Below are 17,406 nucleotides of genomic sequence, written 5' to 3' on the forward strand. Positions count from 1 at the left end.
GTTCACCTCTTCGCCTGCGGATCAGATACTTGCTGTTCCAGACCCAATTCAGCGGTCAAAGCCGTCAGGCCGCCCAAGGTGTCGCAGCCGAGCAGCTCATCCACATGCTCCTCCAGATTGATTCCCAGCCGCTGCTCCACATCCGCTATCATCTCCACAATCATCACCGAAGTCATTGCCAGATCATTGGCAACCGACAAGCCGGGATGCAGCTCCTCTTTATCGAAGTAGCATACACCGGCGATAATCTCGTATAGCTTGTCCTCTATCAGCACTTGCTTCTCTCCCCTCTTCATTAGAGCTGCCTGCAAAATTCTTGCTTCAGCTGTTGCCGGTCCACCTTGCCGCTGCCCCCAGCGGGGAACCCTTCAAAGACATGAACCAGATCAGGAATCATATATTGCGGCAGCAGACTGCCGACTGCCAGCTTCAGCCCAAGCACGGTGAAGCTGGCTGCGTCGTGTACGACCACCGCAGCGCAGATCAGCGGTGGGCTGTCGCCATCCTGGATATCGACAACAACGGCATCCGCAATATTCTCCAGGTTATGCAGCACGCGTTCAATCTCCGGCAGCTCAATGCGGCAGCCGGATCGCTTAATCATAGCGTCTCTGCGGCCAACCAGGACCAGCGCCCCGTCTTCATTGACTGTAGCGATGTCCCCGGTGCAATAGAGCTTGCCGCCCATTCCCCACTCCGGCGGAATGGAGCGGAAGCACTGCTCCGTTAGCTGGGGGTTACGGTAATAGCCCTGCATGACGATGGAACCTCTTACGCAGATCTCCCCCTCCTCCCCGGCACCGGCAAGGCGCCCGTCAGCGGTCACCACCACCACTCCGGTGTTGCCGCAGGCATAGCCGATCGGTACAGGGCCATCCTGACTGGCATCCTGCCGGGTAAGCGGATAACATGTGCAGACATTGGTCTCAATCAAGCCGTACAGGTTGTAGAAATCCGCCTGCGGCAGCAGCTCCATCATGCGCAGCAGCAGCTTGGGCTGGAGCACCTCGCCTGCGAGCAGTACACTCCGCAGTGAGGGCAGCCCGCCTCCGGGTAACCGGGCATACCGTACAACCGCCGTCCACAGGGAAGGTACGGTGTAGACCCAGTTAATGCGCTCCCGGGCAATGACCGCCGTAAACAGCGTTGGATTCTGGACAGTCTCTGGCGTCAGGATGACCAGGGTTGCTCCCACGGCTACCGGCACAAAGATATCGAATACCGAAAGGTCGAAATGAAAAGGTGCGACCGATGCGAAGCGGTCATCTGCTTCCGGTTTGAAGTACCGGCAGCACCAGTCAATGAAAGTCCTGGCATTCAGATGGGTAATCATCACACCCTTGGGTACACCTGTGGAACCGGAAGTGTATAGAATATAAGCGAGATCCGTGCTGATGGACGGTCTTCTGCCTTGGTGTAAATAGCTTAGAGGCGCATCTGGTGCAGCGAAGCTGAATAAGGCCTTGCCTGCTCCGCTTGTCACCTTATGCGTATCCAGAAGCAGTACATGAACCTGTTCCAGCCGCGCGGATTGTTCCGGGTCCGCCCCCTCCAGCAGCTGCAGCAGATGGGCGATCTCTGTAATCAGGTACCGTGTGCCGCTCTGCTCCAGAATGCTCAGCATTCTATGAACAGGCGAATATGTAGTATCCAGCGGGATATAGGCCCCGCCGGCGATCAGCACGCCGAACATGGCAGCTACCGCCTGCGGAGACTTGCCGAGGCAGATCGCTGCCGTCCCTCCCGGCTCCATGCCTGCGGTAATCAGCGCATCGGAGATCTGAATGCTGCGCCGGTGCAGACCGCCGTAGCTCAGCTCTTCTTCTCCGAAGTGCAACGCAGGCTGATCGGGACAATGTTCTGCCGTACGGATCAGGTAATGCTGCAGCAGGTAATCACTCATAACCTTCCCCCAGTCCTTCCAGCATGATCTTCTTCTGCATCTCGCTGGTACCCGAATACAGCTTGGCGGCAAGCGAATCGCGCATCTGCTTCTCCGGGGGACTCTCCTTGACATAGCCGTAAGCCCCCCAGATTTGAACAGCGGCGAGACTGTTCTGCACCTTCGATTCGGAGGTATGCAGCTTCAGCATTGAGGCGCTGTGCATCCCGCAGCGGCCACGGTCGAAATCTTCGCATACCTGATCCAGCATCAGCTTCCCCGTCTCCAGGCGGATTCTCATCTGGACCAGCTTGTCATAGACGCCCTCGAAGGAGAGGATGGCCTGACCAAACTGCTTCCTGCGGCTGGCATATTGGTAGGTCTGCGCATACTGCTGTTCCATGGCTCCGACATGGTAAGCACTGACAATAATCCGCTCCCACAGCATCGCCTTGAAGAAAATCCCCATGCCCTGCCGCTCCCGCCCCAGCAGCCGATGGGGCGGAAGCCGGGTCTGGTTCAGCAGCACCTCGCTCATTGGGCTGGTGCGCAGGCCCATCTTCGCGAAGACTTGTCCAATGCTGTACTCCTGCTGCCCCGCTTCCAGCAGGAAGGCCGATACATCCAGCATCGGCAATCCGTTAGCGTGCTTGCCGTACACCAGCAGGACATCCGCGTCCGGAGCCAGCGTGGCGAAGGTCTTCACCCCGTTCAGCAGATAGCCCTCCTGGTGCTTCTCGACCAGGGTGGTCATGGCGGAGGAATCCGAACCGGCCCCCGGCTCCGTGATGACACTGCTGCCGATGTACCTCCCGTCGATCAGCGGCTCCAGATAACGGGTCTGCTGTTCCTTCGTGCCGTAGATCCAGAGCGGCACCTGAGCCGCCGACATCTGGGCGCAGACCGAGAAGACCAGGCCTTCATCCTCACAGCGGCGGGCCAATGCCCTGACCGCCAGTGCCGTAGTGAGCATTCCCTGCTCTGCCCCCCCATGCGACGCCGGAAAAGGCAGCCCCAGCAACCCGGTTTCGGCTATTCTGGACCACTTGTCCCTGCGGAAGGTACCGCTCGCATCATCTGCGTATACCCGGTCATTCAAGTACCGGTCACAACATTCTTCCATCAGGCTGCAAATTTGCCGCTGCTCTTCGGAATAACTGAATTCCACCATAAGCGCCCCTCAACCCGTAGTTTTAGATCTCTTCAGCCTCGGCGGCCGCAAGGGCCATGCCTCTAACAATGGTGTCATTAAGCAGGAACTGGCTTTCGGCCGGAATTCCCTCTACAGCCCACCTTCTGAGGATATTCTTCTGAACCTTGCCCGATTCCAGCACCGGAAGCTGCGAGACCAGATGTACCCGGTCCGGGACTTTGTAATTGGCAATTTTGCCGCGGCAATAGGCTTTAACCTCCCCTTCAGTCAGCTGGAATCCGGGCCTTGGGATGACGAATGCGGCCAAGGCTTCACCCAGAATCTCATCCGGTTCCCCGACTACTGATACATCCTCCACCTTGTCCATGTTCAGCACGCATTCTTCAATATCTACCGGGTATACATTGAAGCCGCCGCGTATAACCATATCCTTGATCCGCCCGGCAATACAGATATTAACTCCATCCTTGTAATAGCAGGCCAGATCCCCGGTATAGAGCCACCCCTCCTCGTCAATAACTTCACGCGTCTTGGCTTCGTTCTTGTAATAACCTTTCATCAGATAGCCCCTAATCGCCAGCTCTCCAATCTCGCCCTGCGGCACCTCCCGGCGGTCCTTGTCGACAATCTTGACCTCGAAGCCCTCTATGGGCCTGCCCACCGTGTTCAGACGTACCTCAGGCGGATCATCCAGGCGCGTCATCGTGACCAGACCTGTAGCTTCAATAATGCCGTAGGCATTAATCAGGGTGCAGCGGGTAGTCTCCTCAATGGAACGGGCCAGGTAAGGGGTGCATAGGGAACCGGAGACCACCACCTTGCGCAGTTCGCGGAACAGGCCCGGCTTACAGTAGGGCATAGCCAGAATCAGGCTCCACATGGTCGGCTGGGTGTGAAACAGATTAATGCCGTTTTTGGCGACATGGCTAAGAATATCGTTCGGATTGAAGTTAGCAATCCATTTCATGGTAATGCAGGAGACGAAGTAGACCAGCACGGCGTTGAAGCCCTGTGCGGCATAGAGAGGGGCGATCGAAAAGCCGATATCCTCATCAATATCAAGTAATTGTCCGCCATAATAAGAGGTAGCCACCAGATTGTAGTGTGTAATCATTACACCCTTGGGATGACCGGTGGTTCCCGAGGTGTAGCCTAGAATGGCAACATCGTCAGGATTTACAGATTCAAGCAGCCTGTCATGAAAAGGAACAGCCGGCGGCTTCAGCAGCCCGGCAAAGGGCATACTGCCCGCCGGCAGCTCATCGCCCAGCACAATATAATGACGGATGGCCGGAAGTGCGGAGCGCAGTCCGGACAGAATCTGCCCATAATCAAAAATCCCCAGCCGGTCCTGATAGATGACGGTCTCCGCATCGGAGTTCTCCAGCACCCGCCTGATTTCATCGGGCTCATAACGCGTGCTGACGGGAACGATCCAAGCGCCGATTTTGAACAGGGCGAAGTAGACATACAGATATTCCAGGCAGTTGGGCAGCAGAACAGCCACCTTGTCATTCTTCTTGACGCCCAGGTCCAGCAGATTGCCGGCGATCGTGACGGCATTACCGTACAGCTGCGCGAAGGTTACGCTCTCCTGCTCGAACACCACTGCAGTCTTGCCGGGAACCTCCCGGTATAACGTGTCCAGTACACAATCAATGGTCATACGTTCATATTGGATCATGGGTGTGCCTTGTCTCCTTTATCAGCCCAAATAGGATGTATCAAAGCCCTCGAAATGCTGTGCTGCCTCTTCCTCGTTCAGAATGGCGCCGATGCAGCCCGGCTGCCTGCGGGGGCGCTGCATGGCCGTCATGATATACTGGATATAATTGAAATTGTTCGAGAACGAGCGGATGCCGATGGCCTGCATGATGATCCCGATACAAGCACCCGGGGCCAGGTTAGTGTTCATCATCTTATCCTCATAGCCGGGGAATACCGCTGCCTTCAGCTTCTCCACACATACGAACAGAAACTTCTGCATCCGGATGAAGATATAATCCTTCTCCTTCTGGTAGATTTCGTCCGCGTGCACTCTCACTCCATTCAGATAGAATTCCGCCTGGATAGGAGATTTCAGCTTCATATACCCCTCCTGGTCGAAGGTGATGTGATTGAATACATCATACAGAACCACCGTGTACCCGATGTCTGCTTGGCCGCTGAATGCCTGAAGCCCGTTCAAATACAGATTGCCTTCTTCCGCATAGATGTCCACAAGATCCTCTTCGCAGAACAAAGCGCCGGGAGCATCACCCGCCTGCTGCTTCTGCATGAAATAGGAGCTGTGAATCCCGCTCATAATCTCAAAAAGATGAAAGCATTTAAACCGGTCATAGCGGAGCCGGGCAGCAAGCTTCTTGTCAAACCTCTGGCCCTCCAGCTCCTCCTTCAGCTTCTGCTCCAGATAAGCTCTGGAACAGAGCACCCCCTTGCCGCCGTTGAACAGCTCGTCCACCGCAGCTTCCAGAATCAGTCCGTCCGTGCTGACGGTCAGGTGAATCATGAAGGACAGTGAGACATCCTGCTTGCGCATACGGGTGATATCCCGCTGCCAGCCGATGATATGTACATTGCCGTACTCATCGGTCTGAAGATTGGTGCCCCGTGCGCGGAGCATAGGCACCAGCTTGTCCGTACAGGAGTAATTACCGTAGGCGACCCTTTTGCGGATGAGCTCCCGGTCCAGCGGTTCTCTGACAATCAGCTTGGGAACAGGGAATTGCATAGCCGTCATTATCTAGCCTCCTCAGTTACCATATGAGGTACGCTGCCCCATAGGTTAAGCCACAGGCGCTGCCCAGCAGCAGTATGGAATCTCCTTCTCGCAGCAGCCCCTGTTCATCAGCAATAGCAAGGCCCGCCGGAATATTCGCGCTGCCCATGTTGCCGTTCTCGGGGAAGGTGTTGACCGGGAAGACCTTGTCTGTCTTAACCTCCAGCTTGTTCAGCAGCGAATTGGTAATATTTCGGCCGAGCTGGTGGGAGAAAATGTAATCCATGCTGTCCTTGCGCAGCTCATGTTCTTCTAAAAATTCGTACACGAAGCCGGGCATGTCCCGGATAACATTGGCGGCAATTCCGCGACCGTCCGCCCAGCTCATGAAATCCAGTCCCTCAAATCTGGGTGCGGGCATATGGATTTTGGGCGAGACATACAGCGATAGCTCCCAGTCCTCGTGGTTCCGCTGCTCACCATAATACCGGATCGACTTCCTGCCGTTATCGGCAGTCAGCAGCATCGCTGCGGCCCCCGCCCCGGCGAAGAGCAGATTCATTTTGTAATCCGCTTCCTCCAGGCTGTTCACCGTGCCCGTATAACCGGAGGCCTCCAGCAGCTCCAGCGGGTTCTCGCTGGTAACCACCAGGATATTGCGGTATTTGCCTGTAGAGATGTAGAGGCTGGACAGCTCCAGCGCTTTGAGGAAGCCGTTGCAGGTGTCGTTAATGTCGTAATAATTGCCCCGGGTCATCCCGAGCTCATGCGCAAGAATAATGGAATACGACGGCTCACGGAACGGATTGCATACGCCTACGAACAGCAGCAGGTCAATCTCGCCGGCGGAGATGCCTGCGGTACCGATAGCCTCCTGCGCAGCCTTCACGGCCATCTGCACCGAGCTGTCCTCGCGGTAATCTACAGAGCATGAGCGGGTCTTGATCTCCAGAAAATCAAGCTTGCGCCTGCTTCCATATACGAATTGCTCCAGATCCTCCAGCGGCAGATTCCGGCAATACTTCTCTGCAAATAAATCGACAATCTCCCCGTTGGTCATGCGCCCCTTGGGGATGTAATAGGATAAGGCGCGTATGGACAGATTCAACATGGTCATGTTCCTCTCTGTTCAGATGATAAACTGCGGGTCTGCCTTAACCAGGGGGTGTTCTTCTGTAGTAATCAAACCGTTCATAGGCTTCGCCCAGGGTCCGGGTCATCACCCGGTCTTCGGGGCTGAACATGATCTGATATTCCCGTTCCAGCCGGATCATCGCGTTCACCAGCGACAAGGAATCAATTCCCAGCTCCAGCAGCAGATTGACCTCCGGGGTCAATCTGGACGCTTCAATTCCCAGATATTCCGCAAACAGCGCTTGAAACTGGGCAAAGCTTATCCGATTTTCCATATCCTCACCTGCTTACTTTCATGTTTTGGCGAACCTGGGTAATGAGAAGCGGCAGCGCCTCGAACAGATCGGCTACAATTCCATGCGCAGCCAGCTTGAGAATTGGGGCGCTCCGGTCTCTATTGAAGGCAATCACCGTGTCCATACGCCGGATGCCTACCGTATGCTGCACCGCTCCTGATAGGCCCACTGCAATATAGATCCGGCCGCTGACGTTCTTGCCTGTCAGTCCGATCTGATGTGAATAATCCAGCCAGCCCTGGTCAATCACGGGCCTTGTAGCCCCCAGTTCTGCCCCCAGACAGGAGGCCAGCTCCCGCACCAGCTCTATCCCTTCCTTACTGCATACACCACGTCCGGCGGCAACGACTACGCCGGATGAGGCGGATGAGCCGTAGTCCTTCCGGCCACCGATCACCTCCAGAACCGAGGTGCGGAGCACCGCCGGCAGGGTAAGCTGCGGATGAATAATCCGCCCCTTCCGGTAAGGGTCGGTGGCCGGAGGAAGCATGGTCCCGGGGCGGATAGTAGCCATTTGCGGACGGGCTTCGGGACAGCAGACGGTAGCCATTAATGTACCTTCCCGTGCCGGCCGGATCTGCAGCAGCATCCGCTGAGCAGGATCGATGTTCAGCCCGGTGCAGTCTGCCGTTAAGCCAGTATGAAGCCTTGCGGCCAATCTTGCAGCGATGGATTTGCTATGTATAGTGGAGGGAAAGAGCAGAATCTCGGGCCGGATGTCCAGAACCAGCTGGTGGAGCAGCTCTGTATGTACTTCTTCGTTGAGGGGACTTCCTGCGGGCTGGTCAATCACATAGACGATGTCTGCTCCGTAGCTTATACAGGAAGCAGCATAGGCTCCGGCACCCGGGCCGGTCAGCACAACGGCAATATCTGTACGCAGTGTCCGGTTTAGATCCACGGCGCAGCCTAGCAGCTCATAGACTACCGGATTCAGTATGCCGTCCGTATATTCACAGGCAATCATAATCCCTTCGTACTCTCCGGCCCGCACGCGTTGAATCGGCATGGCTGCCTCCTTATCGAATAAACTGGGTGATTCCTGGTCTAGCTTAGCTACTAATAAGCCGGGCAATCTCCGCCACCTGTTCCTGAAGGCTCCTGCCGCTGACAATGAAGGACTCCTGCCGCTCTGCAGCATCACACACAGCCTTCACCCGGGTCGGCGAACCTGCAAGTCCGCAGGCCTGCTTGTCCAGCCCCAGCTCCGCTGCCGACAGCCGGACGATCCCGCAGCGGTTCGCCTTGAGGATTCCCTTAACGGTAGCCATTCGCGGCTGGTTCATGCCTTTGTGTACTGTTAGCAAGGCTGGAAGGGTCAGTTGAATCACCTCATACCCGTTGTCCGTCATCCGCTTGCAGGAGATTAGCCGTTCCTCCAGCGTCAGGATGTCAAGTACATGGGTGGTATGTGGGACGTCCAGCTTCTCCGCGAGGGCGGGACCGACCTGGCCGGTCTCACCGTCTGTGGAATGGGTGCCGCATAGGATCAGGTCCGGCTTCCGGGTATGTTCTAGCCCCCGGGCGAGAACGGTGGCTGTAGCCAGCGTGTCCCCGCCCGCGAAGCGCTTGTCGGTCAGAAGCACCCCTGCATCCGCGCCGAGAGCAATGCAGCTTCGCAGGATAACGGCTGCGGATTCCGCACCCATACTGACAACAGTCACCTGCCCGCCCACGCGCTCCCTGATCCGCAGCGCCTCCTCGAGCGCGAAGGCATCGGCAGGGTTCAACGCCGGGGCGGAGTCGGCCGCAGTGACCTGCTTGACGCAGACAGCGATGTGCCAGCCTTCCGTGCGGCTGCTCATGAGGACCGGCGCAGTTCCTGGAGAATCGGTGAAATATTCTCCTTACGTACATCGTCGCAGTTGCGCACCATTTCCTCGGCCATCTCCTTGCCCATGAACAGCCGGGTCATTTTTTGACCGACCCTCATCATCGTTTTGTCTTTGTCCGCGAGCTGTTCAAAGTTAAATCTTCCCTCCAGCGGGAAATAGGTCAGTCCGGCACGGATTTTCTCTGGAATGCTCTTGTTATAGTTCTTGACGGAGGCTTCGCTCTGCACTGGCGTCTTGGATACGGAGAAGAGGATGACCTTCTTATTCTGCAGCTGATTCCAGACCTTCTTCAGATAATCTGCAATAACCAGCTTCTGCACCCGGACATACGTACCTAAGATTACCGTGTCATACTGACCGGCCTGCTTCATGTCGAAGCTGTCGATATCTGCGAGGTCGGCTCCAAGCTCCTCTGCAATCCATTCCGCATACTGCTTCGTACTGCCATATACGCTTGTATATAGGACAAGACTTCTCATACAGCACCTCCTGAAATGTGGGTTGCCCGCTGGTTAATCCGGCAGCAGCTCCTGCAGAACTTGCAGCAGCATAGCTTCTGCAGAACCGCTCAAGGCCTTACCCGGCAGCACAATGCTAAAAACATATTCCCGGCGAACAACGGATAGAGCCTTAAATTGAGGGAAATTCCTGAACTCGCTGACCGCCGCCTGTCCTCTGCAGACACATTCTTTGATCTCGAACAGCTCGGTTGGTACGGTGAATCCGGTCTGAATTACTTTAGACATCGCTTCCTTGGCCGTCCAGAGCAGGGTCAGAAACTGCGGAGGCGCAAGCTCCGTCACCAGTGTCTCTTCCTCCTTACTGGTAATTCTCCGGATCGCATCCGCCGCCTTCTCATCTACACGCTCCATATCAACGCCTGCCATAAGACGCGGGTCATAGTCCGCCGCTGCTCCCATTGTGTCGCAATGGGTAATAGTTATCCGCCGTGTGCTACCGGTTATTATGGGCTGGCACAGAATACCGTGCTCGATCTGAATCGAGGACAGATCATCTTCTTCCTCCGCCACGGCCATTTTGGCTGCCAGCTTTCCAAGCAGATAGCTGTTACGCCTTCTGGAATATTGGAAGCCGAAATACTGCTCCTGCTCGGCCGGGCTCAGATATTCGAGCGGCGCATCCTCCGGCGGCAGAGAGACCACACTGAGCTTCAGCAAATAGCTTCCCTCCGGCCCCTTCAGCTGCAGGCTCCTTCTTTTCACCGTATTGGAGAGAAATTGCCGGTATTGCCTTGCGAACATTGTATATTGCATGATTAGCGCCCCTATTCTGTCTCCCAAGGAAGTCTGTATTTACTTGCACGATTGCGGCGTCCGGTCAGCTCCAGGCGTATTTGCGGTGAAAGTCATCCACTTCTGTCAGTACAAGATAGCCCTTGCCTCTGAAGAAATGATCATAAATACGGGAGAATCGCGAGAAGTTGACCTTCTTATCCCGCATGCCGAACAGCCATTCCACGTTCTGGTCCAGAATATCGTCGTATTCCTGGAAGGTCAGCTCATAGCGGCTGTCCAGTTGCCCCTGTAGATTCATGGCGCTTAGCTTTCTGGCTGATTCCGGCGTAATTACCCCGCTGTAGAATTCCGAAGAGCAGCCTGATCCGTAGGAGAACAAGCCCACTCTGGAATGATCCGTAATTCTTACATGGTCTATCAGACTGCACAGGCTGAGGTAGAGGGCGGCCGAATAGACGTTGCCCACCTGCATCCCGTAGGTTAGTGAGGGAGCCACTCTTTGGTCAAAATCCTGTTGGACTGCCGCACCCCGCAGCCGCAGCTCCTCATGAATCAGCTTGCGATGCGCGCCTTTAACCATGCCCCCGAACGGCGTATGAAAGGCCAGGAAGTCGAAGGTCTCCTGAAAATGGACGCCTTCCACTTTGTCTTTGTAATCCTTATAAGCATTCTCTAGGCAATCCAGATACGAGAGGAGCGACAGATCCGGGTTCCCCGTCTCGATCTCCGGCAGCGGCCGGCATGTATCCATGACCTCGTAGCTGTAATGTCCGGTTGCCCCGAAGTCCAGCTCCAGAATCTCGGGATTGGCACTGATGAGCATCGCTACCGCACCTACAGCCTGCGTCGGTTCCCCATAGGTGCTCTTAGCGGCGGCCCTGGCCACATCGGTGGCAATGACCAGTGCCTTTGCTCCGGGGGATGCCCCTGAGGCAATGTAGCAGGCGGCCATATGCAGCCCGGCGGTTCCGCCGTAACAGGCCTGCTTAAGCTCGAACAGCCGGCAGTGGCGGCTTAATCCCAGATAATCATGGATATAGGTGCTGAGCGATTTGCCGAAATCGAGGCCGGATTCGCTGGCAGTGATCACCAGGCTGATCCGGCTTTTGTCCTCCTCACTTAAGGCATCAATGATCGGCTTCGCCGCATTGACCCCGCCGGTTACGGCATCCTCGCAGGGGACCCCGACCGATTTGCGGTCCATCATCAGATTATCGAACCGGCTGAAGTCAAGTCCCCTGCCTTCAAAGATTGTGCGGGCCGGAATCACAGCCGGCCCCCCGTAGAAATTGATGCTCTCAATACCTACCCGCATTCAGCTTGCTCCTTTTCTGATAATAATTCCGGTATTGATTCCGCCGAACCCGTAGGAATTGCTGAGCCCGCAGACCAGGCTGGCCTGTTCCGCCCGGCGGGAGGCATAATAAGGCTCCCGGCTGACCGGATTCTCCAGATTAGGCAGCGGATGAAGGAACTTTCCCTGCTGCTGAATAATCGTTGCCACGGCCTCCACCACCCCGGCCGCATACAGGCAGTGTCCGGTCAGGGCTTTGGTAGAATTCAGCCGGAGATGACGGACATGGCTGCCGAAGACCTGCGAGATGGAGCTGAGCTCCGTCAGATCGCCCAGCGGTGTAGATGTGCCGTGCGCATTAATGTAATCAATGTCGTCGGGGGCAAGTCCGGCCGTATGAAGCGCCAGCTCCATTGTCCGTACCTGTCCGTCCTCGCTCGGATCAGAGAGGCTGTGTCCATCCAGCGTTACCGCCCCGCCGGCTATGGTTGCCAGCACCTCCGCTTCCCGGGCTGCTGCACTGTCCGCTCCCTCCAGGATCAGGCAGGCGGAGGCCTGCCCGAAGATGAAGCCCTCATGGCTGCTGTCGAACGGCCGGCAAGCTGCGGAGGGGTTATCATGGAAGCTGCGGCCGCCATAAGCACCTATGTTCAGGAAGGCTTGCAGCTCAAGCGGCGACAGCTCGGCCAGCGGTCCGATGACCATACAGATATCGGCAATACCGAGCTGGATGAGCTGGGCTGCCCTCAGCACCGCAGTGTTGCCGCTGGCTGAGGCACCGCCGGCCGTAGCGGCTTCGCCGTGGATAGCGAACATCTCGCTTAACACCCCGAGCTGATAGGTATCCATATAATTGAGCGCATATCTGGGATGGAGCAGCTCCGGCTGTTCCCGGTATTGCGCCATGGCTGCATAGCTGACGGCCGGTGAAATATTACTTCCGGCAAGGATCAGGCCGATCCGCTGCGACTCCGGTTTACGAATGTTCAGCTTAGCCTGCTGCCAGGCTTCAGCCGCTGCCAGCGCAGAGGCCTTAACCGATAAGCCTGATATGCGGAACAGGCGTCTGGCGCCCCGGCATAAATCCCCTTCATATTGAAGGAAGTTCTCCAGCAGTCCGTCCTCCTTCAGCGCTGCACCGATCAGCGGCTGGCCGTCCGTATAGACCGGCCCTTGAAGATAACCCATCGCGCTGCCGCCGTCATACAGGAATTGCTTGAAGGCTTCCGCTCCGCTTGCCGCTGCGCCGAGGAACCCCATTCCGGTAACGGTCACCGGACGGTAATCAGCAAAGCGGTAGCCGGCTCTGCCGCTAGAGATTCTCATGCAGGAAATCTACAACCTCTCCGATATTCTTCAGGCTCCCGAAGTGCAGCAGCGGAATCCGGATATTCAATTCCTCCATGGTGTCGGAAATAATATCAAACCGGTCAATCGAGTTCGCACCCAGCTCCTTCATGCTAACCTCCCGCCGAATCCGTTCTGCAGGCAAATCCGGCAGAATATCAAGCATCTTCGTTCTCATGATCTCCAGTACCTGATCCTTGTTCATCACTGTTGTCCTCCTTCAATGATCTGCGCTGCACCGTCCATCATCCGGACGGCAATATCTCCGGCCCGGCGGTTGCTCCAGGCTTCAAGTTTCGTTCCCTTCACCCATTGGTTGAAGGCTCCCATGGCAGGACCGCACATGATGCTGTAATTGACCTTATTAGCGGACTCGCCGGAGATAGCGGAGGCTGTGCCCTTGGCGATATACCATTTGAAAACCGCGGCCAGCTGCTGCCTGGAATCACTCTGGACCGCAGCCTGCTCCTCCGCAGGCATTCCATCCCTGCAGCTCTCCAGAATAGCGGCTATCGGCTGGCCGAAATACTTGTCCTCCAGCTGGTTCTTCGTCTTGCTGTCCAACTGCGTGATGGAGGGAGTGCTGCGGTACAGTTCATACAATTTATTCGCTCTGGCCGGGAAGAACAGGCCTTTCTTCAGCACCTGGGCTTTGCCGCCCAGCTCGAAGAGCTCGCGGGAAGGCACATAGGCCATGTCATAGACATTCACCTGCGCAAGCATCTCCTTGACTTCAGGGCTGGTGCCGCTCTCGACCGTACACTGATTAATCGATCCGGTCAGAATGAAGTCCGCACCCATCAGGAACATGGCCGCAGCGGCCTCGGGAGTGCCCAGCCCTCCGGAAGCGCCGATGTGCAGCTGCTGTACCGGTGCGAAGCTGTGCGACATTTCCTTCTTCAGACGCTGCAGTGTCGGCAACAGGCTTAACAGATTGGCCTGATCGGTCGGTCCCGCCGAATCCCCGGCGGCGCAGAGATCATCCGCTACCGGAACCAGCCGCCCAAGGGCCGCCTGCTCTGCCGTGATCTGCCGGTCAGCCAGCAGCTTGTCCACAATCCGCTCCGGAGCCGGAAGCATGAACAAGGAGGCAATATCAGGCCGTGAGACCTTGGCGATGATCCGGTGGGCGCAGCGCACGCTTCCATCCTCCGCTCTCGTAAGCCCCAGCAGCCGGAACTTGATGAGCGCCGGAGTCAGGGTCAGATAAGAGGACGCTTCAATAAGCTGGACCTTCTCCCTGAGCAGGAGATTAATCAGCTCCTCTTCCCGCTGCGGGTAGATCGGATGATAGGTTACAGCCACCCCCAGCGCCTTGCTGTCTCCCAGTTCCCGGCGGATACGCCGGATCGCGTCCGTGACCTTCGCAGGCTGCATTCCCCCGGCGCCCAGAAAAGCCAAACAGCCCGCCCTCCCGGCCTGCACAACCAGCTCCGGTGAGGATATTCCGTCATTCATCCCGCCCAGCAGATAAGCATACTCCAGGCCATAGCGCTGCTTGAAGCGGGTACTGCCGAGCCGGATTCCGGCAGCGGATGACCGTTCAGCAGACTGAAGCTCCAGCACAGGCGGCTCTTGGGAAGCCTCCGCTGTCTCAAGCCTTTCCGGCTTCTTAGGTATGACCGGCGTGGAGACAGCGAGAAGGGTTACCTCCTTCGCGGGCGCCTCAGCTTGGATTGCAGCTCCAGCTATGAATGGAGCAGACTCTTTAGCCTGCGGTGCTTCATCCGCTCCGGTGTCTGCGGCCCTGTCCGCTTCGGCGGTGGCTGCTGCTTCGGTGAAGGGCAATGCGGCTTCAAGGGTATCGTCAATAGTCAGCGGCTCGGCTTCCCGTCTGATTTTGCTGACGAGGCCTTCGATGACATGCCCCGGGCCGATCTGAAGCAGCTCGATTTCGGGATGTCTGCCCATCAGGTAACGGACCGATTCGGTCCACTTCACACTGCTGATCATCTGCTCGGTCATATAATCGATGGCGTTGCCCACGGAATAAGGCCGGGCGGTCAGATTGGCAATGACCGGAATGGAAGGTGCCGCGAACTTGAACTGGCTGAGGAATTCCCGGAACTGCGCCGCAGACGGACGCATATACCGGGAATGGAAGGCACCGCTGACATTAAGAATGACATAAGCGGCAGCGCCGTTCTGCTCGAAGATGGACTGGGCGGCCTCCACGTCCTCCTTCAGCCCGGAAAGGGCGATCTGCGTAGGCGTATTCAGGTTGGCCACATCCAGCTTATCGAGGCGGTGCTCATCCAGAATCCGCAGAATAGCTTCCTCCGTCAGCCCGATCACCGCAGCCATGCCTCCGCCGGTTGCCGAATTCATCAGCGCGCCTCTTTTTTGCACAATCTTAAGTCCCGTCTCGAAATCAAACACACCTGCCGCGTACAGTGCGCAATATTCGCCCAGACTGTGCCCGGCTACGAAATCTGGGGCTCCGGCATTCTGCAGCTCCTTGAGGTAAGACAGTATATTCACTACATAGAGCGCCGGCTGTGTATAAGCGGTTGAGTCCAGCAGCTTGCTGCTGTTCCTCAGGCACAGCTCTTCAATGGAATAACCCAGCACCCGGTCGGCAATCGCAGTATATTCGGGGAACTCCTTGAAGAGCGTGCCTCCCATGCCAACGAACTGTGCTCCCTGCCCGGGAAATAAATATGCCTTCATGCTCATCTGAGGATTCCACGCCTCTCTTGTTAGGTTGAGTTGCCCACATTCAGCCACCAGTTCATTCAGCTTCTTCAACTCGCTGCCCATCGGTGTAATCACAGAGCGGACCTGCCCGGCCTGTGGACCTTTTAGAATATATTTACTGAAATTCGCAAGCGTACCCGACGGGCCGAGGTCAAGGAGCAGCCGCGAACGGTCTTGCGGCAAGCTCTCCAGCGCCGCCCGGAAGTTCATTGGCTTACGCAGCACCTCCCACAAAAAGGACTGATCCACCTGCTTCACGCTTCCTCCGGCCATCGCGGACACCAGACTCATTCCGCGGGCAGGCGCCTGGAAATTCATCTGCTGCATATATGTAAGATAAGGCTCCTTCATGTTATCGATGGATGCGGAATGGAAAGCATAATTCACGGGCAGCTTCAGGCTGGCAATATCGCGTTCCTTGATAAACTGCTGGATACTCTTGATGTGCTCGCGTTTGCAGGCGATGGTGAAATGCTTGTCGAAATTCACGGAGATCAGCTCTGAGCGGGTATTCAGCTCCGCATGGCTATGATACAGCTGCTCATGGTCAAGAATGGCGATCATTGCACCGGTCCGGCAGGTCTGCTTGAGTAGTCTGACCTGCTTCACAATCAGCTCCAGCGCCTGTTCCGGCGTGATAACCCGGGCCACTGCCAGGGCTACATATTCTCCCAGGCTGACTCCCAGTGCATAGCTGGGTGTAATCCCTTCGGCCAGCAGGGTCTCGGCCAGAGCATACTGGATCATGAACACTGCGGGATGGGTATACAAGATATCATCGAATTTGGAGCCCTTGCGCTTTGTATTGTGATACAGCTCCCCGATTACGCTTTGGCCGGTCAGCTTCCGAAAGATCCGGTCCAGCTCCTCCAGGGTCTTACGGAACACCGGTTGCTGCTCATACAGTTCAAGTCCCATCTTGTTGTATTGCGAGCCTTGCCCGGAGAACATAAACACGATTTCAGTGTGCATTAAGGTACCTCCTGAATAAGAGCGGCTTATTTTAGCGGAAATCAAAGATTCGGGTGTTGTTCTTCCTGTTCCGGTACTTCACGAAATGATTGATGTCATCGATCTGGAAGTACAGATTTCTTTTGTAGAGATAACTCATCTCCTGGCCTGGCGGATCGCCGAAGGAATGGCCCGGGAATACCCGCACGCTTGGCGGGATCAGCCGGATCAGCCGGTGGATGCTGTAGAACATGTCCTCCGCCGAGCCGCCCTTGCTGTCGCACAGGCCGCAGCCTTCGATGAAGACTGTGTCCCCTGAGAACAGATTATCCCCGGCCCAGTAACAGACGCTGCCCGGCGTATGTCCGGGTGTCACCAGGCAGGTAATCTGGGTGTCGCCGATCCCGATGCGGTCCATGTCTTCGATTGTCCTGAGCCGGGTGCAGCGGTATCTGTAATAATCGGCCTCGGTTCTGGAAATGTAGACTGCGGGATGATAGAGCATTTCCAGTTTCTGCACCATATTGGTATGATCAAAATGAGAGTGGGTTAGCAGCACAGCCTCCAGGGAAGCTCCATGCCCCTCCAGAATCTGGATCATCTGTGATGCATCCCAGGACGGATCAACCACGAAGGCTTTGCGGGTGGTCTTGTCTATGCCGAGATATGCATAGTTCAGAAAGGTCATGCACTGCGTCTTGAGGGTAAACAGATCATAGGTTGCTTCCATGCCCGCCTCCTTGAAGAATTGTTATGTCACATTTCCAGAATTTACACTATGAATCTACTAAATTATCATCTACCCGCCTTCAAAATGTCAATGAATGTTTATGATGTATATT

The 17,406-nt window shown here is 56.2% G+C and carries 16 protein-coding genes; all 16 read right to left on the bottom strand.

The features are described 5' to 3' along the window. Positions 1-2: 2 nt before the first annotated feature. The 16 genes from K1558_RS12865 to K1558_RS12940 all read right to left on the bottom strand — a co-directional run bounded on the left by K1558_RS12865 (position 3) and on the right by K1558_RS12940 (position 17,294). Positions 3-296 carry an acyl carrier protein gene (locus K1558_RS12865; protein ID WP_238651979.1) on the bottom strand — a complete coding sequence of 98 codons (294 nt, stop codon included), beginning with the start codon at positions 294-296 and terminating at the stop codon, positions 3-5. Further along, on the bottom strand, positions 296-1,903 hold the full coding sequence (locus tag K1558_RS12870) for an amino acid adenylation domain-containing protein (protein ID WP_238651980.1): 1,608 nt from the start codon (positions 1,901-1,903) through the stop codon (positions 296-298). Before K1558_RS12870 ends, K1558_RS12865 begins: the two co-directional genes overlap by 1 nt. Continuing rightward, positions 1,896-3,053, bottom strand: a complete 1,158-nt coding sequence (locus K1558_RS12875) for an acyl-CoA dehydrogenase family protein (RefSeq protein WP_238651981.1) — start codon at positions 3,051-3,053, stop codon at positions 1,896-1,898. Before K1558_RS12875 ends, K1558_RS12870 begins: the two co-directional genes overlap by 8 nt. Before the next feature lie 22 nt (positions 3,054-3,075). Further along, complete coding sequence (locus K1558_RS12880) at positions 3,076-4,719, bottom strand: class I adenylate-forming enzyme family protein (RefSeq protein ID WP_238651982.1); 1,644 nt, start codon at positions 4,717-4,719, stop codon at positions 3,076-3,078. Positions 4,720-4,740: 21 nt separating this feature from the next. Then, entirely contained in the window at positions 4,741-5,775 is a 1,035-nt protein-coding gene (locus K1558_RS12885; protein ID WP_238651983.1) for a hypothetical protein, read from the bottom strand. Positions 5,776-5,791: 16 nt separating this feature from the next. Next, positions 5,792-6,871, bottom strand: coding sequence for a 3-oxoacyl-ACP synthase III family protein (locus tag K1558_RS12890; protein WP_238651984.1), 1,080 nt, complete (start codon positions 6,869-6,871; stop codon positions 5,792-5,794). A gap of 37 nt (positions 6,872-6,908) precedes the next feature. Continuing rightward, positions 6,909-7,163, bottom strand: coding sequence for an acyl carrier protein (locus K1558_RS12895; RefSeq protein WP_238651985.1), 255 nt, complete (start codon positions 7,161-7,163; stop codon positions 6,909-6,911). A 4-nt stretch (positions 7,164-7,167) separates the two neighbouring features. Further along, positions 7,168-8,193, bottom strand: a complete 1,026-nt coding sequence (locus K1558_RS12900; RefSeq protein ID WP_238651986.1) for an electron transfer flavoprotein subunit alpha/FixB family protein — start codon at positions 8,191-8,193, stop codon at positions 7,168-7,170. Positions 8,194-8,236: 43 nt separating this feature from the next. Continuing rightward, the gene (locus K1558_RS12905) at positions 8,237-8,989 is read right to left on the bottom strand and encodes an electron transfer flavoprotein subunit beta/FixA family protein (protein WP_238651987.1); all 753 of its coding nucleotides are present in this window, start codon (positions 8,987-8,989) and stop codon (positions 8,237-8,239) included. Further along, on the bottom strand, positions 8,986-9,498 hold the full coding sequence (locus tag K1558_RS12910) for a flavodoxin domain-containing protein (protein ID WP_238651988.1): 513 nt from the start codon (positions 9,496-9,498) through the stop codon (positions 8,986-8,988). The genes K1558_RS12905 and K1558_RS12910 overlap by 4 nt, the downstream gene beginning before the upstream one ends. 33 nt (positions 9,499-9,531) lie before the next feature. Then, positions 9,532-10,293 carry a 4'-phosphopantetheinyl transferase family protein gene (locus K1558_RS12915; RefSeq protein ID WP_238651989.1) on the bottom strand — a complete coding sequence of 254 codons (762 nt, stop codon included), beginning with the start codon at positions 10,291-10,293 and terminating at the stop codon, positions 9,532-9,534. 64 nt (positions 10,294-10,357) lie between these two features. Then, positions 10,358-11,590 carry a hydroxymethylglutaryl-CoA synthase family protein gene (locus K1558_RS12920; RefSeq protein WP_238651990.1) on the bottom strand — a complete coding sequence of 411 codons (1,233 nt, stop codon included), beginning with the start codon at positions 11,588-11,590 and terminating at the stop codon, positions 10,358-10,360. Further along, a complete protein-coding gene (locus tag K1558_RS12925; RefSeq protein ID WP_238651991.1) occupies positions 11,591-12,895 on the bottom strand; it encodes a beta-ketoacyl synthase N-terminal-like domain-containing protein in 1,305 nt (434 codons plus the stop codon). After that, positions 12,882-13,121, bottom strand: a complete 240-nt coding sequence (locus tag K1558_RS12930; protein WP_238651992.1) for an acyl carrier protein — start codon at positions 13,119-13,121, stop codon at positions 12,882-12,884. Before K1558_RS12930 ends, K1558_RS12925 begins: the two co-directional genes overlap by 14 nt. Continuing rightward, the gene (gene fabD / locus K1558_RS12935; RefSeq protein WP_238651993.1) at positions 13,121-16,585 is read right to left on the bottom strand and encodes an ACP S-malonyltransferase; all 3,465 of its coding nucleotides are present in this window, start codon (positions 16,583-16,585) and stop codon (positions 13,121-13,123) included. The genes K1558_RS12930 and fabD overlap by 1 nt, the downstream gene beginning before the upstream one ends. Positions 16,586-16,616: 31 nt before the next feature. After that, positions 16,617-17,294 (bottom strand): MBL fold metallo-hydrolase, encoded by a 678-nt coding sequence (locus K1558_RS12940; protein ID WP_238651994.1) that lies wholly within the window; start codon positions 17,292-17,294, stop codon positions 16,617-16,619. Between the last annotated feature and the right edge of the window lie 112 nt (positions 17,295-17,406).

Origin of the sequence: Paenibacillus piscarius (assembly GCF_022234545.1) — a bacterium.
GTDB classification, from domain to species: Bacteria; Bacillota; Bacilli; order Paenibacillales; family Paenibacillaceae; genus Paenibacillus_AQ; species Paenibacillus_AQ piscarius.